Raw genomic sequence first — 21412 nt, 5'->3', positions numbered from 1 at the left:
TTTTTGACAACCCCACCCGGTTATGTTACGCTCTCAATCAGGAATTGTGTTGGTCGACGGCTGTCTTTTCAGTGCCTTTTTCACCTTTCCGGAAATGCTCTGGCCTGTCGGTTTGAGCATGTTCTTCTGTTGTGAGGCGGATTGTGCAAGCTTTTTTTGATAATGGATCTATGTGTGCGTGATGGTTGACGATACTGGAAAAAATGATTTCACTCCCCGGGTTCCGCCCCAGAATATGATGGCTGAGCAGGCGGTGCTTGGTGGCGTCATGCTGGATAACCTGGCAATCAACAAAATTATGGATCTCATCGAACCGGCTGATTTTTATCGGGAGAGCAATCGAAAGATTTACCAGGTGATGATTGATCTGTCGCTCAAAGGTGAAGCCATAGATCTGGTAACCGTTACCGAGCGCTTGAAGGCTAAAAAGATGCTGGAACAGGTGGGCGGTGTGACCTATCTGTCTATGCTGGTGGACAGCATTCCGACGGCGGCCAATATCCTGTCCTATGCGAAAATAATCAAGGAAAAATCAATTTTGCGCCAGATGATTGGTGCTGCCACCACCATAGTCGGTTCCTGCTATGGTGAGGTTGCTGATGTGGAAGAACTGGTTGACCAGGCGGAAACAATTATTTTTAACGTGGCGGAGAAAAAAGTTAACCCCGCTTTTTCCCCCATTGAAGCGATTGTTAAGGACAGTTTCAGGGCAATTGAGCGGCTGTATGACAGTCCTGACCTGATTGCCGGCACACCTTCGGGATTTACCGATCTTGACAAGCTGACCTCCGGGTTCCAGCGTTCCGATTTGATTATCATTGCCGGCCGCCCAAGCATGGGCAAAACGGCCTTTGCCCTCAATATTGCCCAGAATGCTGCCGTCATTGCGGGTTTGCCGGTTGCCGTTTTTTCGCTGGAGATGGCGAAAGAACAATTGGTGGTCAGGATGCTCTGCTCCGAGGCTGAAGTTGATGCCCATAAGCTGAGGAGTGGCTTTCTGGCTCGTAGTGACTGGCCTAAACTCACCAGGGCGGCGGGGTCATTGTCCGAAGCACCGATTTTCATTGATGACTCGCCGGCAATCTCGGTTCTGGAGATGAGGGCCAAATCCCGGCGACTGAAAGCAGAGCACAATCTGGGGCTGGTTATCGTTGACTACCTGCAGCTCATGCGAGGGCACAAGGGATCGGAGAGCCGTGAGCGGGAAATTTCAGAGATATCCCGTTCCCTCAAGGCGCTGGCGAAAGAACTTGATGTGCCGGTGATTGCTCTTTCGCAGCTCAACAGAAGCCTGGAAAGCCGCCAGGATAAGCGACCGCAGCTTTCCGATTTACGTGAGTCCGGGGCGATTGAGCAGGATGCGGACGTTATTCTTTTTGTCTATCGCGATGAAGTCTATGATAAGGATAATACCGAGAACAAGGGCGTTGCGGAAATTATTGTCGGCAAACAGCGTAATGGACCGGTCGGTACGGTCAAAATGCGGTTTTTCCATGAATTTACCGCCTTTAAAAATATGGATCAGCGTTTTGATGATGTGATGGCCAGTGAAGTGGACGGCGCTGATGACTTTGCCTACTTTGATACGGTCGAAGAATGAAAAGCGTCCAGCGGGTTATGTATAAGAAGGAGTGGTGGGTAATATTTTTTATCCTCGGTTTCTTCATGATTAATTACCCGATCATTCATATTTTTAATAAAGATTTTCAGGTGCTTGGCTATCCGGCATTTTATCTCTGTCTGATGGTCGGCTGGTTTTGCTCCATCATGGTAATCTTTCTTTATGTCTGGTTGTCTGATCATCAGGAGCGGGAATCGTAAGCATAGTTCCCCTGGCCTGATCTCTCCGGTCGGGGATGTTGGTGGTAGAGTTCATGACGCCTGGAGGTGCTGAAGATGCTGAATTACCGGAAAAAAATTTTGGTGGCGGTCGATGGCTCGGCGGTTTCAGATAAGGCTGTCTATGAAGCGGTGTGGATGGCCGGTTGCGGTCAGGGAGCTTTTCCCAATAGAGTGGTTGCCGTCTTTACCAAGGTAGCCTACGCCACCGACTACTTTGATAAATTGCCAACTGGCAGCAATCCAGTGATTGCCGAAAATGACGATCGCTGGCAGGAGGTTGTGGAACAGATTTTTCTGGTTGCCAAAAAGCTGGCCAGTGAAAATAATGTCCTGCTGGAAACCAAAGTGATGTTCGGTGATCCGGCAACCAGCATTGTCAAGGTGGCCAAGGATTTGGATGTTGATGTGATTGTGATTGGCAGTACCGGCAAAGGGATGGTGGCCAGAACCCTGCTCGGCAGTGTTTCTTCCGAAGTCTTGAACCATGCCCCCTGCAGTGTTTATCTGGTTAAGGCCTGATGGTTTGAGGGGGGGGGGGCAAGAAGCCGGTGTCGGCTGGTGCCGTCTGGGAGATTGTATCGGCCATCTTCATGGTGATCAGGCCGCTGAGAACAGCGGCCATGTTTTTTGCGCCATCAGGGCGTAGCTTGGGGTTTTCCCCTAACCGAGGTGTGACCGGCGAGAACAGGTTGGCGTCCGCCCCCGGCAGATCCTCCAGGAATAGCTCAATTGTAGTCGGTGTTGCTTGACAGTGGATAGTTGATTTGCTACATGAATCAGATTTTGCTGGATAGATTTTATATGTCGCTGGCTCTCGATGAGGCCCGCCGGGCTTTTGTGGCTGGCGAAACGCCGGTTGGCGCAGTGGCTGTCCACCGGGGCCGGGTTATTGCCCGGGGGGCGAATCGCAAAGAGGAAAAGGGGATTGCTCTCTCCCATGCGGAAATGGAGGTCTTGACGTTGGCCAGCGGGAAAGTCGGCGACTGGCGCTTGTCGGATGTCAGCCTCTATGTTACCTTGGAACCCTGCATCATGTGTGCCGGCGCCATGCTGCAGGCCCGGCTGCAGCGCTTGGTGTATGGCTGTGCCGATCCGAAAGCAGGGGCCATTGAGTCGCTCTATACCCTGGCCAATGACCGGCGACTTAATCATCAGATTCTCGTTTGCAGCGGCGTGCTGGCCGATCAGTCGCGAACTCTGCTGCAGCAATTTTTTCAACTTTTACGGGTGACGAAAAAACAACAAAAGAAAGGCAGTGATACCGATGGCAGATATCCAGAACTATGACATTAAAGACGTGGGATTGGCGGCTGAAGGACGATTGCGGATTGAGTGGGCCGCCCAGAATATGCCGGTCCTGGAGCTGATCAAGGAACGGTTTAAAAAGGAACAGCCGTTGGCCGGAGTTCGTCTTTCCGCCTGTCTTCATGTGACGACGGAAACCGCCAATCTGGTGATCACCCTGAAAGATGGCGGTGCTGATGTGGTGTTGTGCGCTTCCAATCCTTTGAGCACCCAGGATGATGTGGCCGCTGCACTGGTGGAAGATCATGCTATCCCGGTCTATGCCATTAAAGGTGAAGACAACCATACCTACTACGAGCATATCCGGGCGGCCCTGCAGCACTTTCCGGCAATTACCATGGATGACGGTGCAGACCTGGTTTCATCACTCCACTTTATTGCGCTGGATAAGATGGTTGAGGTTAATCCGGTGGTCAGAAGATGGGCTGAACAGCTCAGTGCCGACCAAAGGCAGCAGCTGGTTGCCGGTGTGGTTGGCGGAACCGAGGAAACCACAACCGGGGTCATCCGGCTGAAAAGCATGGAGCGGGACGGGGTTTTGCGTTTTCCCGTTATTGCGGTCAATGATGCCAGCACCAAACATTTCTTTGACAACCGCTATGGTACGGGGCAGAGTACCCTTGATGGCATCATCAGGGCCACCAACCGGCTGTTGGCCGGGACCACCTTTGTAGTCTGTGGTTATGGCTGGTGCGGCAAGGGCTTGGCCATGCGGGCCAAAGGTATGGGAGCCAAGGTGGTGGTCACCGAGGTTGATCCCCTGGCGGCGCTTGAGGCGGTGATGGACGGCTTCCGGGTGATGCCGCTGGTGGAGGCGGCCACAGTGGGGGATTTCTTCTGCACAGTTACCGGTAATATGCATGTCATCGACCGGGACCATTTTGCCGTGATGAAAGATGGAGCCATCGTTTCCAATTCTGGTCATTTTGATGTGGAAATCAATCTTGAGTGCCTGGCCGACATGGCGGTGAACAGACGCTATATCCGGGAATTTGTCGAGGAGTTTACCCTTGACGATGGCCGGCGGATTAATGTGCTTGGCGAAGGGCGGCTCATCAATCTGGCGGCGGCTGAAGGGCATCCGGCCAGTGTGATGGATATGAGCTTTGCCAACCAGGCGTTGGCAGCTGAGTATATGGTCAAACAAGCCAAGGCGCTGGAAACCCGGGTCTACCCGGTGCCGGCCGATCTCGATATGGAGATTGCAGCGTTAAAACTGAAGGCCATGGGAGTTACTATTGATGTCCTGACTCCGGAGCAGGAAAAATATCTCAATTCCTGGGAGATGGGTACCTGATGACGGCGCTAGGTGATCAATGACCGCTTTTCGATGTGGCTATATCGGCATTTTCGGTCGGCCTAATGTCGGCAAATCAACCTTTCTCAATCAGGTGCTGGGTGAGAAAGTTGCCATCGTTACCGATAAACCCCAGACCACGAGAAATCGTATTGTCGGCATCAAAAATCTGACCGATGCCCAATTGATCCTGATTGATACTCCAGGGATTCACCGTCCCCGTGGTGCCTTGAACCAGGCACTGGTTGACTGTACCCTGGCAGTCCTCAGAGATGTTGATGTCAGCCTCTTTTTTTTCGCTGCGGATGCCAGCTCACTGACACCGGGAGAGGAAGATCTGCTGGCCTTGCTGGTCAGTGAGAAGCGTTCCTTTTTGCCGGTTTTTAATAAAATCGATCTGGTTGATCGCCGGCAGAGGGAATTGCCGCTTTATGGATTGCTTGCTGAGTATCTTCCTGATAAGCAGGTGCCAATGCTGGGTATTTCGGCGTTGAAGGGAACCGGCATCGGGGGAGTGTTGCAGGCGGTAGTCCAGAAACTACCTGAGTCGCCGGCCTTTTTTCCTCCCGATGTGCATACCGATATGTCCGAACGCTTCTGGGTCCAGGAGATTATCCGGGAGAAAATTTTTCAATTAACCCGTCAGGAAGTGCCCTACGGGGCCACGGCGCTGATTGATTATTTCCATGATAAGGAAAGCCGCCTGGTCATCGGTGCGACGATTTATGTTGAGCATTCATCCCAGAAAGGGATTATTGTCGGCCGGCAGGGGCAGATGGTGAAGGCGATTGGGACAGCCGCCCGCCGGGAGGTTGAATCGTTGGTGGGGATTCCCGTTTTTCTGGAACTGCGGGTTGCGGTGGAAAAAAAATGGACCAGCAATCCCGCCGCTCTCAAGCGATTTGGCTACCGTTAACGGAGTTGCCATGACTGATGCCATGACAAGCATAATGTTTTCCCGCAAACGGCTGAGCGATATTGTTGCCGGTATGGCCGGCAAGCGGGTGATGGTTATTGGTGATGTAATGGTTGATCAGTTTATCACGGGGACGGTCGGCCGTATTTCTCCCGAGGCTCCGGTGCCAGTGGTGCAGGTGCAACGCGAACAGAGCCTGCCGGGCGGCGCCGCCAATGTGGTGCGCAATCTGTTGGCCATGGGGGCTAAGCCGGAGATTGTTTCAGTGGTGGGCGCAGACAGCAATGGAGATCTCCTGCTTTCTCTGCTTGCCGGGATTGGCTGCTCCGGGGCATATATTGTCAGGGATGATCAGCGGCAGACATCGGTGAAAACCAGGGTGGTCGCTCACCATCAACAGGTGGTCCGCTTTGACCGTGAGACGCTTAATCCCCTGAATTCGGGGACGGCCGGCCAGCTGCAGAAGCATGTAACACAACTGCTTGCTGAGGTGGAGGGGGTGATTGTTTCAGATTATGGCAAGGGAGTGATCAACCCGCTGCTGTTTGATGATCTGGTTGTCGGCTGCCGTCAGGCAGGAGTTTATCTGGCTGTCGACCCCAAAGTGAAAAACTTCCCCCTCTATCATCATATTGATCTGATTACCCCCAATACTTTCGAGGCTTCGCAGGCCTGTGGATTTGCCCTTGATTCACCGGTGGCGGTTGAAAGGGCGGGGATGTTTATTAAACAGCGATTTCACAGCAGGTCGGTCATTATTACCCGTGGCGAGGAAGGTATGGCTGTCTTTCCTGAGCATGGGGATGTCCTGCGGCTGCCCACCATGGCCAAGGAAGTGTTTGATGTTACCGGTGCCGGTGATACAGTTATTGCGCTGATGACTTTGGGTGCCCTGGTTCCCGGAGTAACCCTGGGAGAAGCCGCTGCGGTCGCCAATCTGGCCGCCGGCGTTGTGGTCGGCAAAGTGGGTACCGCTCAGGTAACCCCACCGGAAATTTTTGCTTATTTCCAGAAGGTTCTCCAGTGAGATGATGATAGCCGGCGAGCGATATTGTTGTGCAGGCTGACAGAGGACAGATTGCTGTCGGTCTTTGTAGATCATTGCTGGGCAGGTATTGCAGCAGTCACAAACCATCATGCGGGTGGTTTGTGGACTGCCTGAACTGTTTGGCACTCCTGAATGTATAGAACTTTATGTGTTGCAACCACACGATGCAGGTATGAGCAGCAAAACCCTTCCTGAACCTGTTTTGCTGTTGGCCAGTGTTCTCGCTGCTGATGAGCAACTGATCCGGGCAGCACTTTCCCGTCTCGTGGTCCTCTGTGGACCGATGGATTGCCTGACAGCGCCCCTGCCTTTTGATTTCAGTTCCTATTATGAACGGGAAATGGGTAGTCCGCTGTGGCGTCGCTTAGTGGTGTTTGCCGGGCCGTTTCATCGTCAGCGGCTACCGGCAATAAAAAACATGACGAATGAGCTGGAAAAAGAGTTTGCCGATGGCGCGGGCCGGCGCCGGGTTAATATCGATCCTGGCTATCTTGCCATTGAGCATCTGGTGCTGGCAACGACCAAGAGTTCCTATCATCGGCCCTACCTTGGTGCAGGCATTTATGCCGATTTGACCCTTATCTATCAGCACGGCAGTTATCAGGCGCTGGCCTGGACCTACCCTGATTATGCCAGTGCTGATTATGTCAGTTTTTTCGGTGATCTGAGGAGGAAATTGTTGTGGTTACGGAAGCGCAAAGAGTGGAGGCAGTACTCTCTTTTTGGAAAATGAATGGTAGTGGCAATGATTTCATTATTGTCGATAATCGGTCGCAGATTTTCCCTGAAGATGATCGTCCCCTGCTGATCCGCCGCCTCTGTCAGCGGCAAACCGGTGTCGGCAGTGATGGTCTGATCCTGTTGGAAGACGACTCCCAGGTTGACTTCAGCTGGCGATTTTATAACGCTGATGGTTCCGAAGCGGAAATGTGTGGCAATGGCGGCCGTTGTGCTGCCAGATTTGCTTTTCTCCATGGCATTGCCCCTGAACGGATGGTATTTCGCACCCTTGCCGGTCTTATTAAAGCGGAAATTCATGGGTCGCAGGTCAAGCTCCAGCTGTCTTCGCCGGGTGATATTCGCCAGGATATTTGCCTCTTGATTGGTGATGAAGAGGTTGTCGTTGATTTTATTAATACCGGTGTTCCCCACGTGGTAATACCGGTGGATGACCTGTCTCTCTGTGAGGTCAGGGAAAAGGGCCGCCGGATTCGTTTCCATGATGAGTTTCAGCCGGCCGGTACCAACGTCAACTTCATCTCGGTTGTCACTCCCCATGAACTGAGCATTCGAACCTATGAACGGGGGGTTGAGGATGAAACCTTGGCCTGCGGCACTGGGTCGGTTGCTGCCTCCCTTGCTGCCAGTGCCCGCGGGCTGGTTGTTCCACCAACCCGGGTTGTCACCCGGTCCGGAGAGGTGCTGACCGTCTATTATCAGCGGGAACGTGCCGGCTTCACAGAAGTTTTTCTTGAAGGGGATGCTAAAATAGTATATGAAGGATCGATAATCAGGGAGTTTTTACAATAGGTTAGCGCTTGTCCGGTATTGCTTTCGGCAAAGAGCCGGTGCCGCTATCAACATGCAAGAAAAATAATGGCGGCTCACCTAGGTGGCGGGGTGTGATCCCCGAGAGTCGATTGCCAACGCTGGCATTGAAAGTTTCCTGATAAAGTAAAAAGCCAGGGATAGAGGAGGGTGTGACTATGTTTGCTGGTTCGATGGTTGCTATTGTGACCCCGTTTGTTGATGGGACGGTTGATAAGGAGGCCCTCAGGGGACTGGTGGAATTTCATCTGCAGCATGGGACGGATGCCATTGTTCCCTGTGGAACCACCGGCGAGTCAGCCACCCTTTCCCATGCCGAACATGACATGGTGGTGGAGCTGGTGGTCGAGGCGGTTAACGGTCGGGTGCCGGTTATTGCCGGAGCCGGTTCCAACAACACCAGTGAGGCTGTTCGTTTAACCCGTCATGCGAAGGATGCCGGGGCTGACGGGGCACTGTTGATCACCCCCTACTACAATAAGCCGACCCAGGAAGGTCTTTATCAGCATTTTTCCACCGTTGCCAGCAAGGTGGAGATTCCCATGGTTCTCTATAATGTTCCCAGCCGAACGAGCACCGATATGCTGCCGGAAACGGTGGCCCGCCTGGCGAAGATTCCCCATATTGTCGGTATCAAAGAAGCCACCGGCTGTATGAGTCGAGCCAGCGACATCATCGCTTCCTGCGGCCCTGACTTTTTCCTTATTTCCGGTGATGATGGGACCTTTTTCCCACTCCTGTGCGTCGGTGGCAAGGGGGTGATCTCCGTAACCGCTAATATTGTTCCCGACCTCATGGCATCATTGTATGATAGCTTTGTCGGTGGTGATATCGTTGCCGCCCGTGACCTCCACTATCGACTGCAGAAACTGATCAAAACCATGTTCATTGAAACCAATCCCGTGCCGGTCAAAGAGTCCCTGGTGATGATGGGCAAGGTTCAGGCTGGCTTGCGGCTGCCGCTCTGCCCCTTGGGTGATGCCAACCGGAAGACGTTGCGGACAGTTCTGGAGGAATATGGTTTGCTTTCCTGAAATCAGCTGCTCAGATGGCTGTTTTTGAGCAAGGATACGTTGAAAGGATTCCCTCTAAAAAAGCTGCTGCGGCAGCTTTTTTATGTTCAATAAGTGAGGAGTGTGGCTGGTGTCCTGATTTCGGCTCTGCGGCGTTGCTTTCGACCGTTTTCTTGCCATCTGCGGGGAAACATGATACCCGTATTTATTGTTTCCCGGCGCGGCGATTTCTTTCATCTGCCTGCCGCTATGGTCATTCAGGGGTTCCTTTTGGCGGCCATGTCCGGTCGGTTCCAGAGTGCCTGCCGAGAACCCGCTACAATGGGTGTCAGGTGCCGCGCATTCTGCGGACCCTGATCCTGTTTCGTATGGTTAAGAGCATTATGTGTGGCTGCCAAGCTGGAAAGCTTTCGGATGAGAGCACATTTCAACGAACGGTGAACAGACGGTGTCGGAGGAATGAATGATGAATATTGGCGTGATCGGGGCTGGTAGTTGGGGAACCGCGCTGGCCAATCTGCTTGCCAGCCAGGGGGTCCATGCGGTTACCCTCTGGGCGTATGAGCCGGATCTGGTTGAGCGTATGCGGACAACCGGGGAGAACGATCTTTTTCTGCCGGGGTTTTTTTTGTCGCCGACCTTGGAATTTACCACTGATCTTAGGGCTGTGGTGGTGGATAAGGATCTCCTGTTGTTGGTTTCACCATCACAGGTGATGCGCTCAGTGGTGCAGCAGATCCGTGGTGGTATCCCTTCTGATACTATTATCGTTTCGGCTGCCAAAGGGATTGAAAACAATACGTTGCTGACCATGTCACAGGTTTTGCGGGAAGTACTGCCGGCTGCCTGCCACAGTCACCTGGCCGTACTTTCAGGTCCGTCCTTTGCCAAAGAGGTGGCTGCGGGCATGCCGACTGCGGTTGTTGCCGCTGCTGCCGATCACGAGGTGGCCGTTGGGGTGCAGCAGGCATTTTCTACCGCAACTTTTCGTGTCTACAGCAACAACGATGTTCTCGGCGTGGAGTTGTGCGGCGCCCTGAAAAATGTCATGGCTTTGGCTGCCGGGGTATCGGATGGCCTGGGCTTTGGTTATAATACCCGGGCGGCTTTGATAACCCGCGGATTGGCGGAAATGACCCGCCTGGGGATGGCGCTGGGAGCTGAGGCGACAACGTTTGCCGGTCTGGCCGGCATGGGGGATCTGGTGCTTACCTGTACCGGAGATCTTTCCCGCAATCGTTCGGTAGGCATGGCTTTGGGGCAGGGAAAAACCCTGGATGAAATTCTGGCGGGCATGAAGATGGTTGCCGAGGGGGTGAAAACAACGCTTTCGGCCTATCAGCTAGCGGCAAAACATGGCGTTGAGGTGCCGATCATCGAGCAGATGTATAATATCCTCTATGAGCAGAAAGACCCGCAGGCGGCGGTTGCCGAACTTCTGGCCCGGGAACCGAAACCGGAAGTTTCTTAATCATGTGACTGTAGCTGCTTTACTCTAGGGGAAATCAAGGTTGAATACGTGTCGTCTGCTGTCCCCTGGAACGCTTGATAAAAAATATCAGCTCCTTCCGGGGGACGATGACCCTGTGAGGTTGTTGGCAGAATAAAAAGGAAGGTTTTTTTTCATGATTAAGGTTGCGATAACCGGTGCTTTGGGCCGGATGGGTTCGGTGATGCGCCAGCATTTAAAAACCCAGCCTGACTTTGAGCTGGTCTTGGCTGTTTCTCATCGGTTGCGGGAAGGTGCAGGTGATGAGGATAGTCAGCAGTCGTTGGCCGGTGTTTCTGTGGCTGAATCTTTTACCCAGTCTGTTCCGGGGACCATTGATGTTATTCTCGATTTTTCGGTTCCCGAGGCGGCCATGGATTATGCCCGTTTTGCCGGGGAAAGGAGGATCCCCATGGTCATGGGAACCACCGGCTTCAGCACGGCCCAGCTTGATGAACTGGCTGATGTGCTGGCGGGGGTTCCATGCTTGGTCAGTCCCAACATGAGCCTGATGATGAATGTTATGTTTCGCATGGTTGGCAATGCGACGTTGGTGTTGGCCGATTACAATGTGGATGTGGAGATTAGCGAGGGACACCATCGAGGGAAACGGAATGCCCCCAGCGACACCGCCCTGAAATTAGCCCAGATCGTTGCTGAAAAACGGCATTGGCCATTTCCCGAGGCTGTCCGCCATAGCCGCTGGGGGATGATCGGCGGGCGGCAGGAACAGGAAATTGGTATCCAGTGTATTCGTGGCGGTGATATCTTCAGTGAGCACTCCATCATGTTTGCCGGTCTTGGTGAGCGGCTTGAAATCGCCCATCGGGCCCATTCCCTTGAAAGCTATGCCCGGGGAGCGGTTAAGGCCCTCCGCTGGATTATCAACCGGCCCCCCGGGGTGTATGATATGCTGGATATGTTGGGGTTGCCGGAAGTGTTGTACTGATAGCTCGATGTGCGAGATCTGCCACTCCTTTTATTGATCAGAACCGACCGGGGGGATGAAATGCCGTTTGAGGAATTGATGAAAATCGGCAGCCAAGGGTGAGAGTGTATAGAAAATCAGGTAGAACTGCCGTTTGAGATTAATGCCGGTCAGTTCAGGTGCCTGGATGAGTCCCTGGGCGATATCGTCGCTGACGGCCCGTCTGGAAATGATCGAATATCCCACCCCGGCTTTTACTGCCTGCCGGATAGCTTCGGTGCTGCCCATTTCCGCGATAACCGGCAAGTCACTGTACTGAGGACCGGCAGCGCGGAGCAGCGCTTCTTCAATAGTATCCCTGGTGCCGGAACCCGGTTCACGCATGACGAAAGGATACTTGGTCAACTGGCTGACATCCAGTTGTTGATCGCTGGTTAGTGGGCTGTCGGGGGGCGCCACCAGTACCAGTTCGTCAACAAGGCATGGCTGGTAGATAATGTCTGGCTGATCCAGAACGGCGCCAACCATGCCAAGTTCCAGCCGGCCGTCGCCAACTGCCTCAATGATTTCCGCTGTACTGCCGATTTTCAGAGTGATCCGAATGATCGGTCGATCATGCTTGAAGATGCCGATGGCCAGCGGCAGAATGTACTCTCCGGGGATGTTGCTGCCGCCAATTTCCAGGGTTCCTTTTTTCTTGCCGACATACAGTTCCATTTCCCATTCTGCCTGTTCCTGCAGATTGAGTATTTTACGGGCGTAGGGAAGGAGCAGTTTCCCGGCCTTGGTGGGGGTGATCTCCCGGCCTGCCCGGTTGAAAAGCTGGGTGCCAAGCAGGGTTTCCAGGGTTCGGATATGGCCGCTCACCGTTGGCTGGGTCAGGTTCACCTCTTCTGCCGCCCGGCTGAAACTATGCAGTTTGCAGATTGCCAGAAAAACTTGCAGATGTCTGGTTTCCAGCATGGGTTGCTCCTTGGCTGCTGATCCATGATAATCCAGTTATCATACGGTGCGGGAATCTGTCTGTCAATGGGAAAAGAAGTTGCCGGCGGTTGGCGTTGTCCCCCTTTTTTGATTGACTAAAAGGTGCTTTTTTCGTTATAACTATTGGGTTTTTCAGAAGTTTGCAGCGGCTTTGCCGTTTTCCCGATAAAGGAGATGGAATGACAAAGATTATGGTTTCCGGAGCGACGGGCCGCATGGGCCGTCGGATTATTTCAGTGATAGACGAACATGAGCAGGCAACCCTTGCCGGGGCATTGGAATTTGCCGGCAACCCCCTTGTCGGTCGTGATGCCGGGGAGGTGGCGGGGGTTGGCGCATTGGGAGTAGCAATTGTCGGGGAGGTGGAAAAACTGCCGTTTGCCGATGCTGACGTGCTGATCGAATTTACCTCTCCCGAGGCTACCTTGGCTCACCTGGAGCTGGCCGCCGGCTATGGGGTGCCGATGGTTATCGGGACCACCGGCATCACAGCAGCCGAACGGCAGCAGATTGCGGCGTTTGCCCGGCAGGTTCCCCTGGTTGTGGCTCCCAATATGAGCGTTGGGGTTAATGTCCTCTTTAAGGTGGTTGCCGACGTAGCCCGCATTCTTGGGGATGATTTCGATGTGGAAATTCTTGAGGCCCACCACCGGTTGAAAAAGGATGCTCCCAGTGGGACGGCCGTGCGGTTGGGAGAAATTGTTGCTGAATCATTAGGACGTGATATTGAAAAAGTGGCGGTGTATGAGCGCCTGGGATTTACCGGCGAGCGCACCAGGGAAGAGATCGGTATGCAGACGCTTAGAGCCGGGGATATTGTCGGCGATCACCTGGTGCTTTTTGGTGGTTTGGGTGAACGGCTGGAAATTGTTCATCGGGCTCATTCACGGGATACCTTTGCCCGTGGTGCCGTAAGGGCGGCTCTGTGGGTAAGCAGTCAGGCGCCGGGGCTTTATGATATGCAGGATGTCCTGGGGTTGAAGGACTAAGAGTCCATTTCCCGGGTTTAACCGGGACGTGTTGGTATGGTGTCTCGACACGGGAGAAATAATTTTAACTGCAGGCTGAACGTGGCGAGACAGTTTCCCCGCCCGGCGGCCGGCTGAGGATAGAATCATTATGGAGCAGATGGAGTTTTTCCGGCAGCTGCCGGTACCGATCAATATCGAGGACGAGATGAAAAAATCGTACCTCGATTATGCCATGAGTGTCATCATCGGTCGGGCGCTGCCTGATGTGAGAGATGGACTTAAACCGGTTCATCGTCGGGTCCTGTTCGCCATGCATGATCTTGGCAATGCCTGGAATAAATCCTATAAAAAGTCTGCCAGGGTGGTTGGTGATGTAATCGGTAAATATCATCCCCATGGTGATACAGCAGTCTATGATACCATCGTTCGCCTGGCGCAGGATTTTTCCCTCCGTTATCCCCTGGTGGATGGCCAGGGTAACTTTGGTTCTGTTGATGGCGACGCGCCGGCAGCCATGCGTTATACCGAGGTGCGGATGGCAAAGCTGTCCTCAGAGATCCTCGCTGACATTGATAAAGATACGGTCGATTTTGTTGCCAACTATGACGAGTCATTAAGGGAACCGGTGGTGCTGCCAGCCCGTTTTCCCAATCTGATGATCAACGGTTCATCAGGGATTGCGGTGGGTATGGCAACCAACATCCCGCCCCATAACCTCCGTGAAGTGGTTGACGGCCTGGTGGCTTTCATCCGCAACCCGGGGATGACCGTGGATCAGTTGATGGTCCATATTCCTGGACCCGATTTCCCCACTGGTGGAACCATCAATGGTCGGGAAGGAATTATTTCGGCCTATAAAACCGGTCGAGGAATTATTCGCCTCCGGGCCCGGGCGCATGTGGAGACCCAGAAGAAAAACAATCGGGAAAGCATTATTGTCACCGAGATTCCCTACCAGGTGAACAAGGCCCGTCTGCTGGAAAAAGTGGCCCAGTTGATCCGCCAGAAAAAGTTCGAGGGGATCAGTGATATCCGCGACGAGTCAGATCGCCAGGGAATGCGGGTGGTCTTTGAGCTGAAACGCGATGCCCAGGCTCAGGTTGTCCTCAATCAGCTGTATAAGCATACCCAGATGCAGGTTTCTTTTGGCATCATCCTGCTGGCGATTGTTAATCGACAGCCGATAACCCTGACCTTGAAAACCATGCTGGCTCACTTTGTTGATCACCGGAAGGAGGTCATTCGGCGGCGGACCAGTTTTGAACTCAAAAAAGCCCAGGAACGGCAGCATATTCTCGCCGGCCTGAAGATCGCCCTTGAACATCTGGACGAGATTATTGCCCTGATCCGCAAAGCAAAAGCTCCCGTCGAGGCCCGTGAGCAATTGATTGAGCAATTCCAGTTTTCCAGCCGCCAGGCCCAGGCGATTCTTGACATGAAACTGCAGCGTCTTACGGGGCTGGAACGGCAGAAAATTCTCGATGAATACGCCGAAACCGTGGCTCTCATTGAACGCTTGGAAGCGATTCTTGCCAGTGAGCAGCTGGTACTGGATATTATTGTTGATGAGCTGCTGGAAATCAGAAAATCCTATGGTGATGAACGCCGCAGTGAGATTGTTGATCAGATTGGTGACCTGAATGTGGAAGATCTGATTGTTGAAGAGGATATGGTGATTACCATTTCCCGTCATGGCTATGTTAAGCGAACCCCCATTTCCATCTACCGCAGTTATCATCGGGGGGCTGGTGGACGCCTCGGGATGGAGACCAAGGAGGGTGACTTTGTCAACCAGATGTTTGTTTCTTCAACCCATGATCAGATGCTCTTTTTTACCAATCAGGGGCGGGCATTCAGGCTGAAAACCTATGAAATTCCGGAAAGCGGCCCGGCGGCCCGGGGCAAGGCGCTGGTCAATCTGCTGAAACTGGAGAAGGAAGAGCAGGTTACCACCGTCCTTTCAACGCGGGAATTCCAGGAAGACTGCCATGTCATGATGGCCACCCGGAGCGGTTATGTGAAAAAGCTGGAAATGAGCGCCTTGGACCATATCCGCAGCAACGGTATCCGCTGTATTACCCTGGAGGAAGGTGACTCAATGATTGCCGCCAAGGTCTGCAAGGCCGATGAAGAGATTTTCGTCGGTACGAACCACGGCCAGGCGATCCGATTTGCCGCTTCCCAGGTGCGCAGCATGGGCCGCCTGGCCCGCGGGGTGATTGGCTGCCGCATGAATGAAGATGATTTTGTCGTTTCCATGGAAGTGTTTGGTCATAACGGCGGCAGCGTGCTGACCGTGACCGAAAATGGTTTTGGCAAACGGACCAGTATTGAAGACTATCCCCTCCGCTCCCGGGGCGGCAAGGGGGTGATCACCATCAAAACCACTGAGCGCAATGGCAAGGTGGTGGGTGTTATGAAAGTGGTGGATGCTGATCAAATCATGATGATCACCGACGCCGGCAAGATTACCCGCACCCGGGTGGCGGAGATTTCAGTTATTGGCCGCAACACCCAGGGGGTGACGCTGTTCCGCATTGATCCCAGCCAGGAAAAACTGGTGGCTGTGGCTACCCTGGCCGAAGGCAGTTCTTCGGAACCGCAGTCAGAACCGGATGAACAACCGACAGAAGCACCTTCTGCTGCTGACGACCAGCCGCGGATTATTGATGTTGTTGCCGGTGATGAGCAGGATTCGGGAGACGATGATGTCTGATGGTCGGCAGCAGCAGCAGGCACAGGCTGTCCAGGAGATGTTCACCGCCATTGCCCCCCGCTATGATTTTTTAAACCGCCTCCTCAGTCTGGGGATAGACCAGCAGTGGCGGCGGTTTGTCGGCCGACGGCTGGCACACTTGAACTGTCCCCGGGTGCTGGATGTAGCTTGCGGGACGGCGGATTTAAGCCTTGCTATCCAGCAGGCAAATCCCGGAGCTGAGGTTGTTGGTTTGGATTTCAGTGAGCAGATGCTGGTGCTGGGTCAGCAGAAGGTTGAACGGCTGGCCATGGGTGACCGGATAACGCTGTTGGCCGCTTCTGCTGAAGATCTGCCTTTTCCTGATAACTCCTTTGATGCCCTGAGTATTGCCTTTGGCATCAGGAACGTGATTGATCGGCATAAAGCCCTCATGGAGTTTTACCGGGTTCTGAAGTCCGGAACGATGGTTGTGGTGCTGGAATTTTCCATGCCTGAGCAGGCAGTGCTCAACAGGTTGTACCAATGGTACTTCCTCAAAGTGTTGCCGTTGATCGGTGGTCTGTTCGCCCGCAAAAGCGCTTACCAGTATCTTCCTGAATCAGTGGTCAATTTTCCTGGTCGGAATGAGTTCTCGCTGATGCTGAAAGAGGCCGGTTTCAGCCGGTGCCGCTATCATTCCCTCACCTTTGGCATCGTTACCGTCTATCTGGCTGAAAAACCCTGACCCTGGCGGAAACCCGGCCGTTTTCCCTGGTGCAGGAGTGATGCTTGCGAAAAAATGGCGAAATTATAACGAGGATGTGACCATGGAATTTACCGATCTCCTTTACCGGACCGACGGCCCGCTGGCGGTTCTTTCGCTGAACAGGCCTGAGATGAAAAATGCCTTTACGCTGCCGATGCTGGACAGTATCTGCCGGGCATTGCGGTTGGCAACAGCTGATCCCCAGATAAAAGTAATCCTCCTGACCGGTGAAGGCAATGCCTTTTCAGCTGGCGGCAATGTCAAGGATATGGCTGCTGGAGATCTCCGTTTATGGGAGATGAAAAACTATTTGTGGGATCATGTGCAGCGGGTGCCTCAGGGGTTGGCTGAGGTCGACAAGCCGGTGCTGGCGGTGATTGACGGGCCGGCCTACGGCGGCGGTTTTGACCTTGCTTTGGCGTGTGATTTTCGTTTTGCCAGCGACCAGGCAACCTTTTGTTCGACGTTTGTCAGAATCGGGCTGGCGCCTGGTAACGGCGGGGCATATTTTCTGCCCCGGCTGGTTGGTCGCGGTAAAGCCCTTGATATCCTGCTGACCGGCAGGGTGGTCAGGATGGAGGAGGCGTTGTCCCTCGGGTTGGTGGACCGGGTGGTTCCCCCTGACCAGCTGATGGCGGTGGCAACAAGCTATGCCCGTGACATTGCCCAATGGCCGCTGAGCTCGATCAGGGCCATCAAACGGGCGGTGGCCCAGGGGGAAAAGTGCGATCTGCGCAGCCACCTTGACTACCTTTCCTCCCAATTGGCTTTGTTGACCGATACGGCGGAGCACCGCGACGCAGTCAAACAGCTGGTAGGTGATTGAACCCTAAATCTTTTGCAGGTGAGTTGGTCAAAGGAGGAACAGATGACAAACATTGGCGTTCTGCTTTCCGGTTGTGGCGTTTATGACGGTAGTGAAATTCACGAAGCAGTACTGACCCTGCTGGCTCTCGACCGGGCCGGGGTTGCTGTCCAGTGCCTGGCTCCGAATATGGACCAGCGGGAAGTGGTCAATCATCAGACCGGTGCGGTGACCGGCGAAAGCCGTAATGTCCTGGTGGAATCGGCACGGATTGCCCGTGGGAATATTCGCGATATCAAGAATATAGGTGCCGGTGATCTTGACGGGTTGATTATGCCTGGCGGATTCGGGGCGGCCAAAAATTTAAGTGATTTTGCCTTACAGGGGGCGAATGCCACGGTGCACCCGGAGGTTGAGCGTTTGCTCCGGGAAATGCTTGCTGCCGGCAAGCCGATAGGGGCCATCTGCATTGCCCCGGCTACCCTGACCAAAGCGCTTGCCGACCAACAGCCGGAGGTGACCATTGGCTCCGATATGGGCACCGCAGCGGCCATTGAAGCCATGGGGGGGAAACATCAGATTTGTTCGGTGGACATGATCCATGTTGATAGGCTGCATAAGATCGTCACCACGCCGGCATACATGCTTGGTCCCGGGATCAAGGAGGTGGCCGTGGGGATTGAAAAGCTGGTTAATGAGGTGGTGAGGCTGGCAGGCGCTTAAAACCTGAATCCTTGCAGCGCCCCATGCCGTCACAAGGGTGAAGATATTTTTTTTCGGTTGAGGGTAAACTGTTTGTCGCCTGCCGCCGTCTAAGGTGATGAGGGGCATGGATCGATTGAAATCGCGATCTTGTTAGATATTGCGCTTGACAAGAAAATGCTTTTTTACTATATGAGTGCAGGTTTACCATCGGGTTTTTAACTTGATTTAAGGAGGTGTAGAGATGAAAAAGGTTGTAGCGTTAGTGATTGCTGTTGCGTTTCTGATGGTGGCTGGTTTTGCCGTTGCCGCTGACTGTAAAGCACCGACCGATGTTCTGGTGATCAAAGCGGATACGATGAAAAAACCACCGGTTCCCTTTGAGCATGCCAAACATGCCGCCTATGATTGCACTAAGTGCCACCACACTTACAAAGGTGAGGGCGCCATCCAGAAGTGTACTGCCTGCCATAAGGATGCCAAAGACGGCAAAAAGCTGGATATCAAGGAAGCTGCCCACCAGACCTGCTGCGGTTGCCATCGGGATATGAAAAAAGCCGGCGAGAAGACGGGTCCGACGCCTTGTACCGGCTGCCACAAAAAATAGCAGTGCCTGTTTCAGATCTTTCCAGAAAGGACGCCTTTTCAGGCGTCCTTTTTTTGGTATATTTTATATTGCTATGCCACCGTTGCCAACTCCCCCTTTTTCCTTGACAAGGGAAAGGGGCAAATGGTAGGGGGATAACAAACATGATTAAAAAGGTGTGGAAAGTGAAGAATAAACAAAAAGCCGGTACCTCCGCTGTTACTGCCTTCTTTTGTTCCCTGAAACTGACGATCTTTCTGCTCATTACCCTGGCGCTGGTGTCAATTATCGGTACGGTTATTCCCCAGAACCAGTTCCAGGAGCAGTATCTGCGGATGTATGAGGAGTCCACCTACGGCATCTTGAAGATGGTGGGTTTTCTCGACATGTACCATTCCTGGTGGTTTACCGGCATCCTGCTGTTGTTTACCATCAACCTGGTTGCCTGTTCGCTGAAAAATTTCCCCCGAACCTGGAAATTTTTCAAAAGCCCGGTTACCCAGTTGTCCGATAGCTTTCTGGCTACCGTGGGTAATGACTGGCGGACCGGGCTCGGCGGTAAAAATTCCCTGGAAACGGTGGGGGAATCGGTGGCTGCCAGCCTGCATTCCTTCTGGGCGGGAAACTGGCAGCGGACCACCGTAGCCGGAGAGCATGGTGAAGAACTGCACTTTTTTGCCCAGCGGAGCCTTTGGTCCCGGATGGGAGTCTATCTGGTTCATGTGAGCATCATCATTATCTTTATCGGCGGGATCATCGGCTCGGTTTTCGGCCTGAAAGCTTTTGTCAATATACCCGAAGGCGATAAAACGTCGATTGTCTATACCTGGAATGATGATAAGACGCCGGTGGAGCTTGATTTTGCGGTGGAGTGCCGCTCTTTTACAGTTGAGTTGTATGACAGCGGCGCCCCCAAGGAGTACACCAGTGACCTGGTGATCTATGAAAATGGCGAAGAAAAGCTTGCCAAGCGCATTGAGGTGAACCATCCCCTCAGTTATGGCGGTTATACCTTTTATCAGTCCAGTTATGGCTCTGCCGGCGGGGCAGTGAAACTGGAGATGCATGACGACCAGACCGGCAAGACCTACCCGTTGACCGTTGCCCTGGGGAGTAGGGTACAACTGCCCACTGGCGACGGCTGGGTGCAGGCGGCCCAGTATGAACCCAACTACATGAATCTCGGGCCTTCGGTTCGGCTGGTGATGCCCACAGCCGACGGCAAGATGATCCAGTTCTGGGTTTTTAAGAAGTTTCCCGGTTTTGATAAGCAGAACCGTAAAAGCGAACGTTCATTTGTCGTGCAGGAGGTGAACCAGCGCAATTATACCGGCCTGCAGGTGGCCAAGGATCCGGGAGTCTGGGTTGTCTGGTTGGGATGTTCCATGATGATCGGCGGTTTGTTCATCGCTTTTTTTATGGCTCACCGGCGACTCTGGGTGCGCCTGCGTCCCGATCCTGAAAAGCCGGGTCGCTATCAGCTGGCGGTTGGCGGCAGCGCCAACAAAAACCAGCCGGGTTTTGATGCGGAGTTTAACCGGCTCACCAGTGAGCTTGAGCAGCAGTTGAAGGGGAAAAAATGAATACCTATATTTTTACGATCGTGACCTTTATCTATCTGGCCGGCATGGTGGTCTATATCGGTTACCTGGCATTCAGAAATCCATGGGTGAGACGGGCGGCCACGGCGATTACCCTGGGCGGTTGGCTGGTGCAGACGTTTGCCCTTGGTCTGCGCTGGTATGAGTCCTACCAGCTGGGGATCGGTCATGCGCCCATGTCCAACCTCTATGAATCGCTGGTTTTCTTTTCCTGGACGATTATTCTTATCTATCTGGTGATCGAATATAAATATCATCTCTACCTGCTGGGAGCCTTTGTGACCCCCTTTGCCGCCATGGGGATGGCCTATGCATCCATCTCCCCAAACGTAAATGAAACCATCCAGCCGCTGGTGCCGGCACTGCAGAGCAACTGGCTGATCTCCCACGTGGTGACCTGCTTCCTCGGTTACGCAGCTTTTGCCGTCTCCTGCGGGGTGAGCATTACCTACATCATGAAAAAGCGTCATGAAGAGGGTGCTGGAAAAACTGGGTTGCTGGCCAGTTTCCCTTCATCGCTGATTCTTGATGATCTGGTCTACAAGACGATTGCCATCGGTTTTCCCCTGCTGACCATCGGGATTGTCACCGGGGCCGCCTGGGCCAACTATGCCTGGGGAACCTATTGGAGTTGGGATCCCAAGGAGACCTGGTCCCTGATTACGTGGTTTATCTATGCCGCTTTTCTCCATGCCCGGTTTACCCGCGGATGGCGTGGAGTCAAGGCTGCAATGTTGTCCATCGTTGGTTTTGTCGCGGTATTGTTTACCTATCTTGGCGTTAATTTGCTCCTTTCAGGGTTGCACAGTTATGGTGCTGGTTGAATTATCACCTCGACGGTGATTTGTTGTTCAGTTTTCCTGACCCAGAGTCGAAAATATCCTCTATGCAGTGGATAAAATGTTGACTCTGGGTTTTTTTTGGGTATACTTTA

22 protein-coding genes are annotated in these 21412 nt (G+C 53.3%); 20 read left to right on the top strand and 2 right to left on the bottom strand.

Going from position 1 to position 21412, the window contains the following annotated elements:
• Positions 1-181: 181 nt before the first annotated feature.
• From dnaB to JXO50_07220, 10 genes are all read left to right on the top strand, one after another.
• Entirely contained in the window at positions 182-1600 is a 1419-nt protein-coding gene (gene dnaB, locus JXO50_07265; protein MBN2332889.1) for a replicative DNA helicase, read from the top strand.
• On the top strand, positions 1597-1821 hold the full coding sequence (locus JXO50_07260; protein ID MBN2332888.1) for a hypothetical protein: 225 nt from the start codon (positions 1597-1599) through the stop codon (positions 1819-1821). Before dnaB ends, JXO50_07260 begins: the two co-directional genes overlap by 4 nt.
• Before the next feature lie 75 nt (positions 1822-1896).
• Entirely contained in the window at positions 1897-2361 is a 465-nt protein-coding gene (locus JXO50_07255) for a universal stress protein (protein ID MBN2332887.1), read from the top strand.
• Positions 2362-2613: 252 nt separating this feature from the next.
• A complete protein-coding gene (locus JXO50_07250) occupies positions 2614-3129 on the top strand; it encodes a nucleoside deaminase (protein ID MBN2332886.1) in 516 nt (171 codons plus the stop codon).
• Positions 3107-4444 (top strand): adenosylhomocysteinase, encoded by a 1338-nt coding sequence (gene ahcY / locus JXO50_07245; protein ID MBN2332885.1) that lies wholly within the window; start codon positions 3107-3109, stop codon positions 4442-4444. The genes JXO50_07250 and ahcY overlap by 23 nt, the downstream gene beginning before the upstream one ends.
• A 19-nt stretch (positions 4445-4463) precedes the next feature.
• Entirely contained in the window at positions 4464-5360 is an 897-nt protein-coding gene (era, locus tag JXO50_07240; GenBank protein ID MBN2332884.1) for a GTPase Era, read from the top strand.
• A 22-nt stretch (positions 5361-5382) separates the two neighbouring features.
• Positions 5383-6387, top strand: a complete 1005-nt coding sequence (gene rfaE1 / locus JXO50_07235; protein ID MBN2332883.1) for a D-glycero-beta-D-manno-heptose-7-phosphate kinase — start codon at positions 5383-5385, stop codon at positions 6385-6387.
• A gap of 193 nt (positions 6388-6580) precedes the next feature.
• Positions 6581-7141 carry a DUF4416 family protein gene (locus tag JXO50_07230; GenBank protein ID MBN2332882.1) on the top strand — a complete coding sequence of 187 codons (561 nt, stop codon included), beginning with the start codon at positions 6581-6583 and terminating at the stop codon, positions 7139-7141.
• Positions 7138-7938, top strand: a complete 801-nt coding sequence (locus JXO50_07225) for a diaminopimelate epimerase (protein ID MBN2332881.1) — start codon at positions 7138-7140, stop codon at positions 7936-7938. The genes JXO50_07230 and JXO50_07225 overlap by 4 nt, the downstream gene beginning before the upstream one ends.
• Before the next feature lie 176 nt (positions 7939-8114).
• Positions 8115-8990 carry a 4-hydroxy-tetrahydrodipicolinate synthase gene (locus tag JXO50_07220; protein ID MBN2332880.1) on the top strand — a complete coding sequence of 292 codons (876 nt, stop codon included), beginning with the start codon at positions 8115-8117 and terminating at the stop codon, positions 8988-8990.
• 54 nt (positions 8991-9044) lie between these two features.
• Here the strand turns inward: JXO50_07220 and JXO50_07215 are convergent, their stop codons facing one another.
• Positions 9045-9206, bottom strand: a complete 162-nt coding sequence (locus JXO50_07215; protein ID MBN2332879.1) for a hypothetical protein — start codon at positions 9204-9206, stop codon at positions 9045-9047.
• Positions 9207-9435: 229 nt separating this feature from the next.
• Between JXO50_07215 and JXO50_07210 the strand changes: the two genes are divergently transcribed.
• Complete coding sequence (locus tag JXO50_07210; GenBank protein ID MBN2332878.1) at positions 9436-10440, top strand: NAD(P)-dependent glycerol-3-phosphate dehydrogenase; 1005 nt, start codon at positions 9436-9438, stop codon at positions 10438-10440.
• Positions 10441-10594: 154 nt separating this feature from the next.
• Positions 10595-11407: a 4-hydroxy-tetrahydrodipicolinate reductase gene (locus JXO50_07205; GenBank protein ID MBN2332877.1), complete on the top strand. Its 813-nt coding sequence runs from the start codon at positions 10595-10597 to the stop codon at positions 11405-11407.
• A gap of 30 nt (positions 11408-11437) precedes the next feature.
• On the opposite strand, the gene JXO50_07200 is transcribed toward JXO50_07205, so the two are convergent.
• Entirely contained in the window at positions 11438-12349 is a 912-nt protein-coding gene (locus JXO50_07200; GenBank protein MBN2332876.1) for a LysR family transcriptional regulator, read from the bottom strand.
• A 200-nt stretch (positions 12350-12549) separates the two neighbouring features.
• Here JXO50_07200 and dapB point away from each other — a divergent pair, with 200 nt between their 5' ends.
• From dapB to ccsB, 8 genes are all read left to right on the top strand, one after another.
• On the top strand, positions 12550-13359 hold the full coding sequence (gene dapB / locus JXO50_07195; protein ID MBN2332875.1) for a 4-hydroxy-tetrahydrodipicolinate reductase: 810 nt from the start codon (positions 12550-12552) through the stop codon (positions 13357-13359).
• Between the two features lie 139 nt (positions 13360-13498).
• On the top strand, positions 13499-16057 hold the full coding sequence (gene gyrA / locus JXO50_07190) for a DNA gyrase subunit A (GenBank protein ID MBN2332874.1): 2559 nt from the start codon (positions 13499-13501) through the stop codon (positions 16055-16057).
• Positions 16050-16763 (top strand): bifunctional demethylmenaquinone methyltransferase/2-methoxy-6-polyprenyl-1,4-benzoquinol methylase UbiE, encoded by a 714-nt coding sequence (gene ubiE, locus JXO50_07185; GenBank protein MBN2332873.1) that lies wholly within the window; start codon positions 16050-16052, stop codon positions 16761-16763. The genes gyrA and ubiE overlap by 8 nt, the downstream gene beginning before the upstream one ends.
• Before the next feature lie 40 nt (positions 16764-16803).
• Entirely contained in the window at positions 16804-17610 is an 807-nt protein-coding gene (locus JXO50_07180; protein ID MBN2332872.1) for an enoyl-CoA hydratase/isomerase family protein, read from the top strand.
• A gap of 42 nt (positions 17611-17652) precedes the next feature.
• Positions 17653-18312, top strand: coding sequence for an isoprenoid biosynthesis glyoxalase ElbB (gene elbB, locus JXO50_07175; protein MBN2332871.1), 660 nt, complete (start codon positions 17653-17655; stop codon positions 18310-18312).
• 223 nt (positions 18313-18535) lie between these two features.
• Positions 18536-18898: a cytochrome c3 family protein gene (locus JXO50_07170; GenBank protein MBN2332870.1), complete on the top strand. Its 363-nt coding sequence runs from the start codon at positions 18536-18538 to the stop codon at positions 18896-18898.
• 164 nt (positions 18899-19062) lie between these two features.
• The gene (locus JXO50_07165) at positions 19063-20460 is read left to right on the top strand and encodes a cytochrome c biogenesis protein ResB (GenBank protein MBN2332869.1); all 1398 of its coding nucleotides are present in this window, start codon (positions 19063-19065) and stop codon (positions 20458-20460) included.
• Positions 20457-21302, top strand: coding sequence for a c-type cytochrome biogenesis protein CcsB (gene ccsB / locus JXO50_07160; protein MBN2332868.1), 846 nt, complete (start codon positions 20457-20459; stop codon positions 21300-21302). The genes JXO50_07165 and ccsB overlap by 4 nt, the downstream gene beginning before the upstream one ends.
• The last annotated feature ends 110 nt before the right edge of the window (positions 21303-21412 follow it).

The sequence above is a fragment of the Candidatus Anaeroferrophillus wilburensis genome (assembly GCA_016934315.1).
Lineage (GTDB): Bacteria > Desulfobacterota > Anaeroferrophillalia > Anaeroferrophillales > Anaeroferrophillaceae > Anaeroferrophillus > Anaeroferrophillus wilburensis.
Note: the sequence above shows the minus strand (reverse complement) of the source record. Positions and strands in the feature narration are given on the sequence as shown.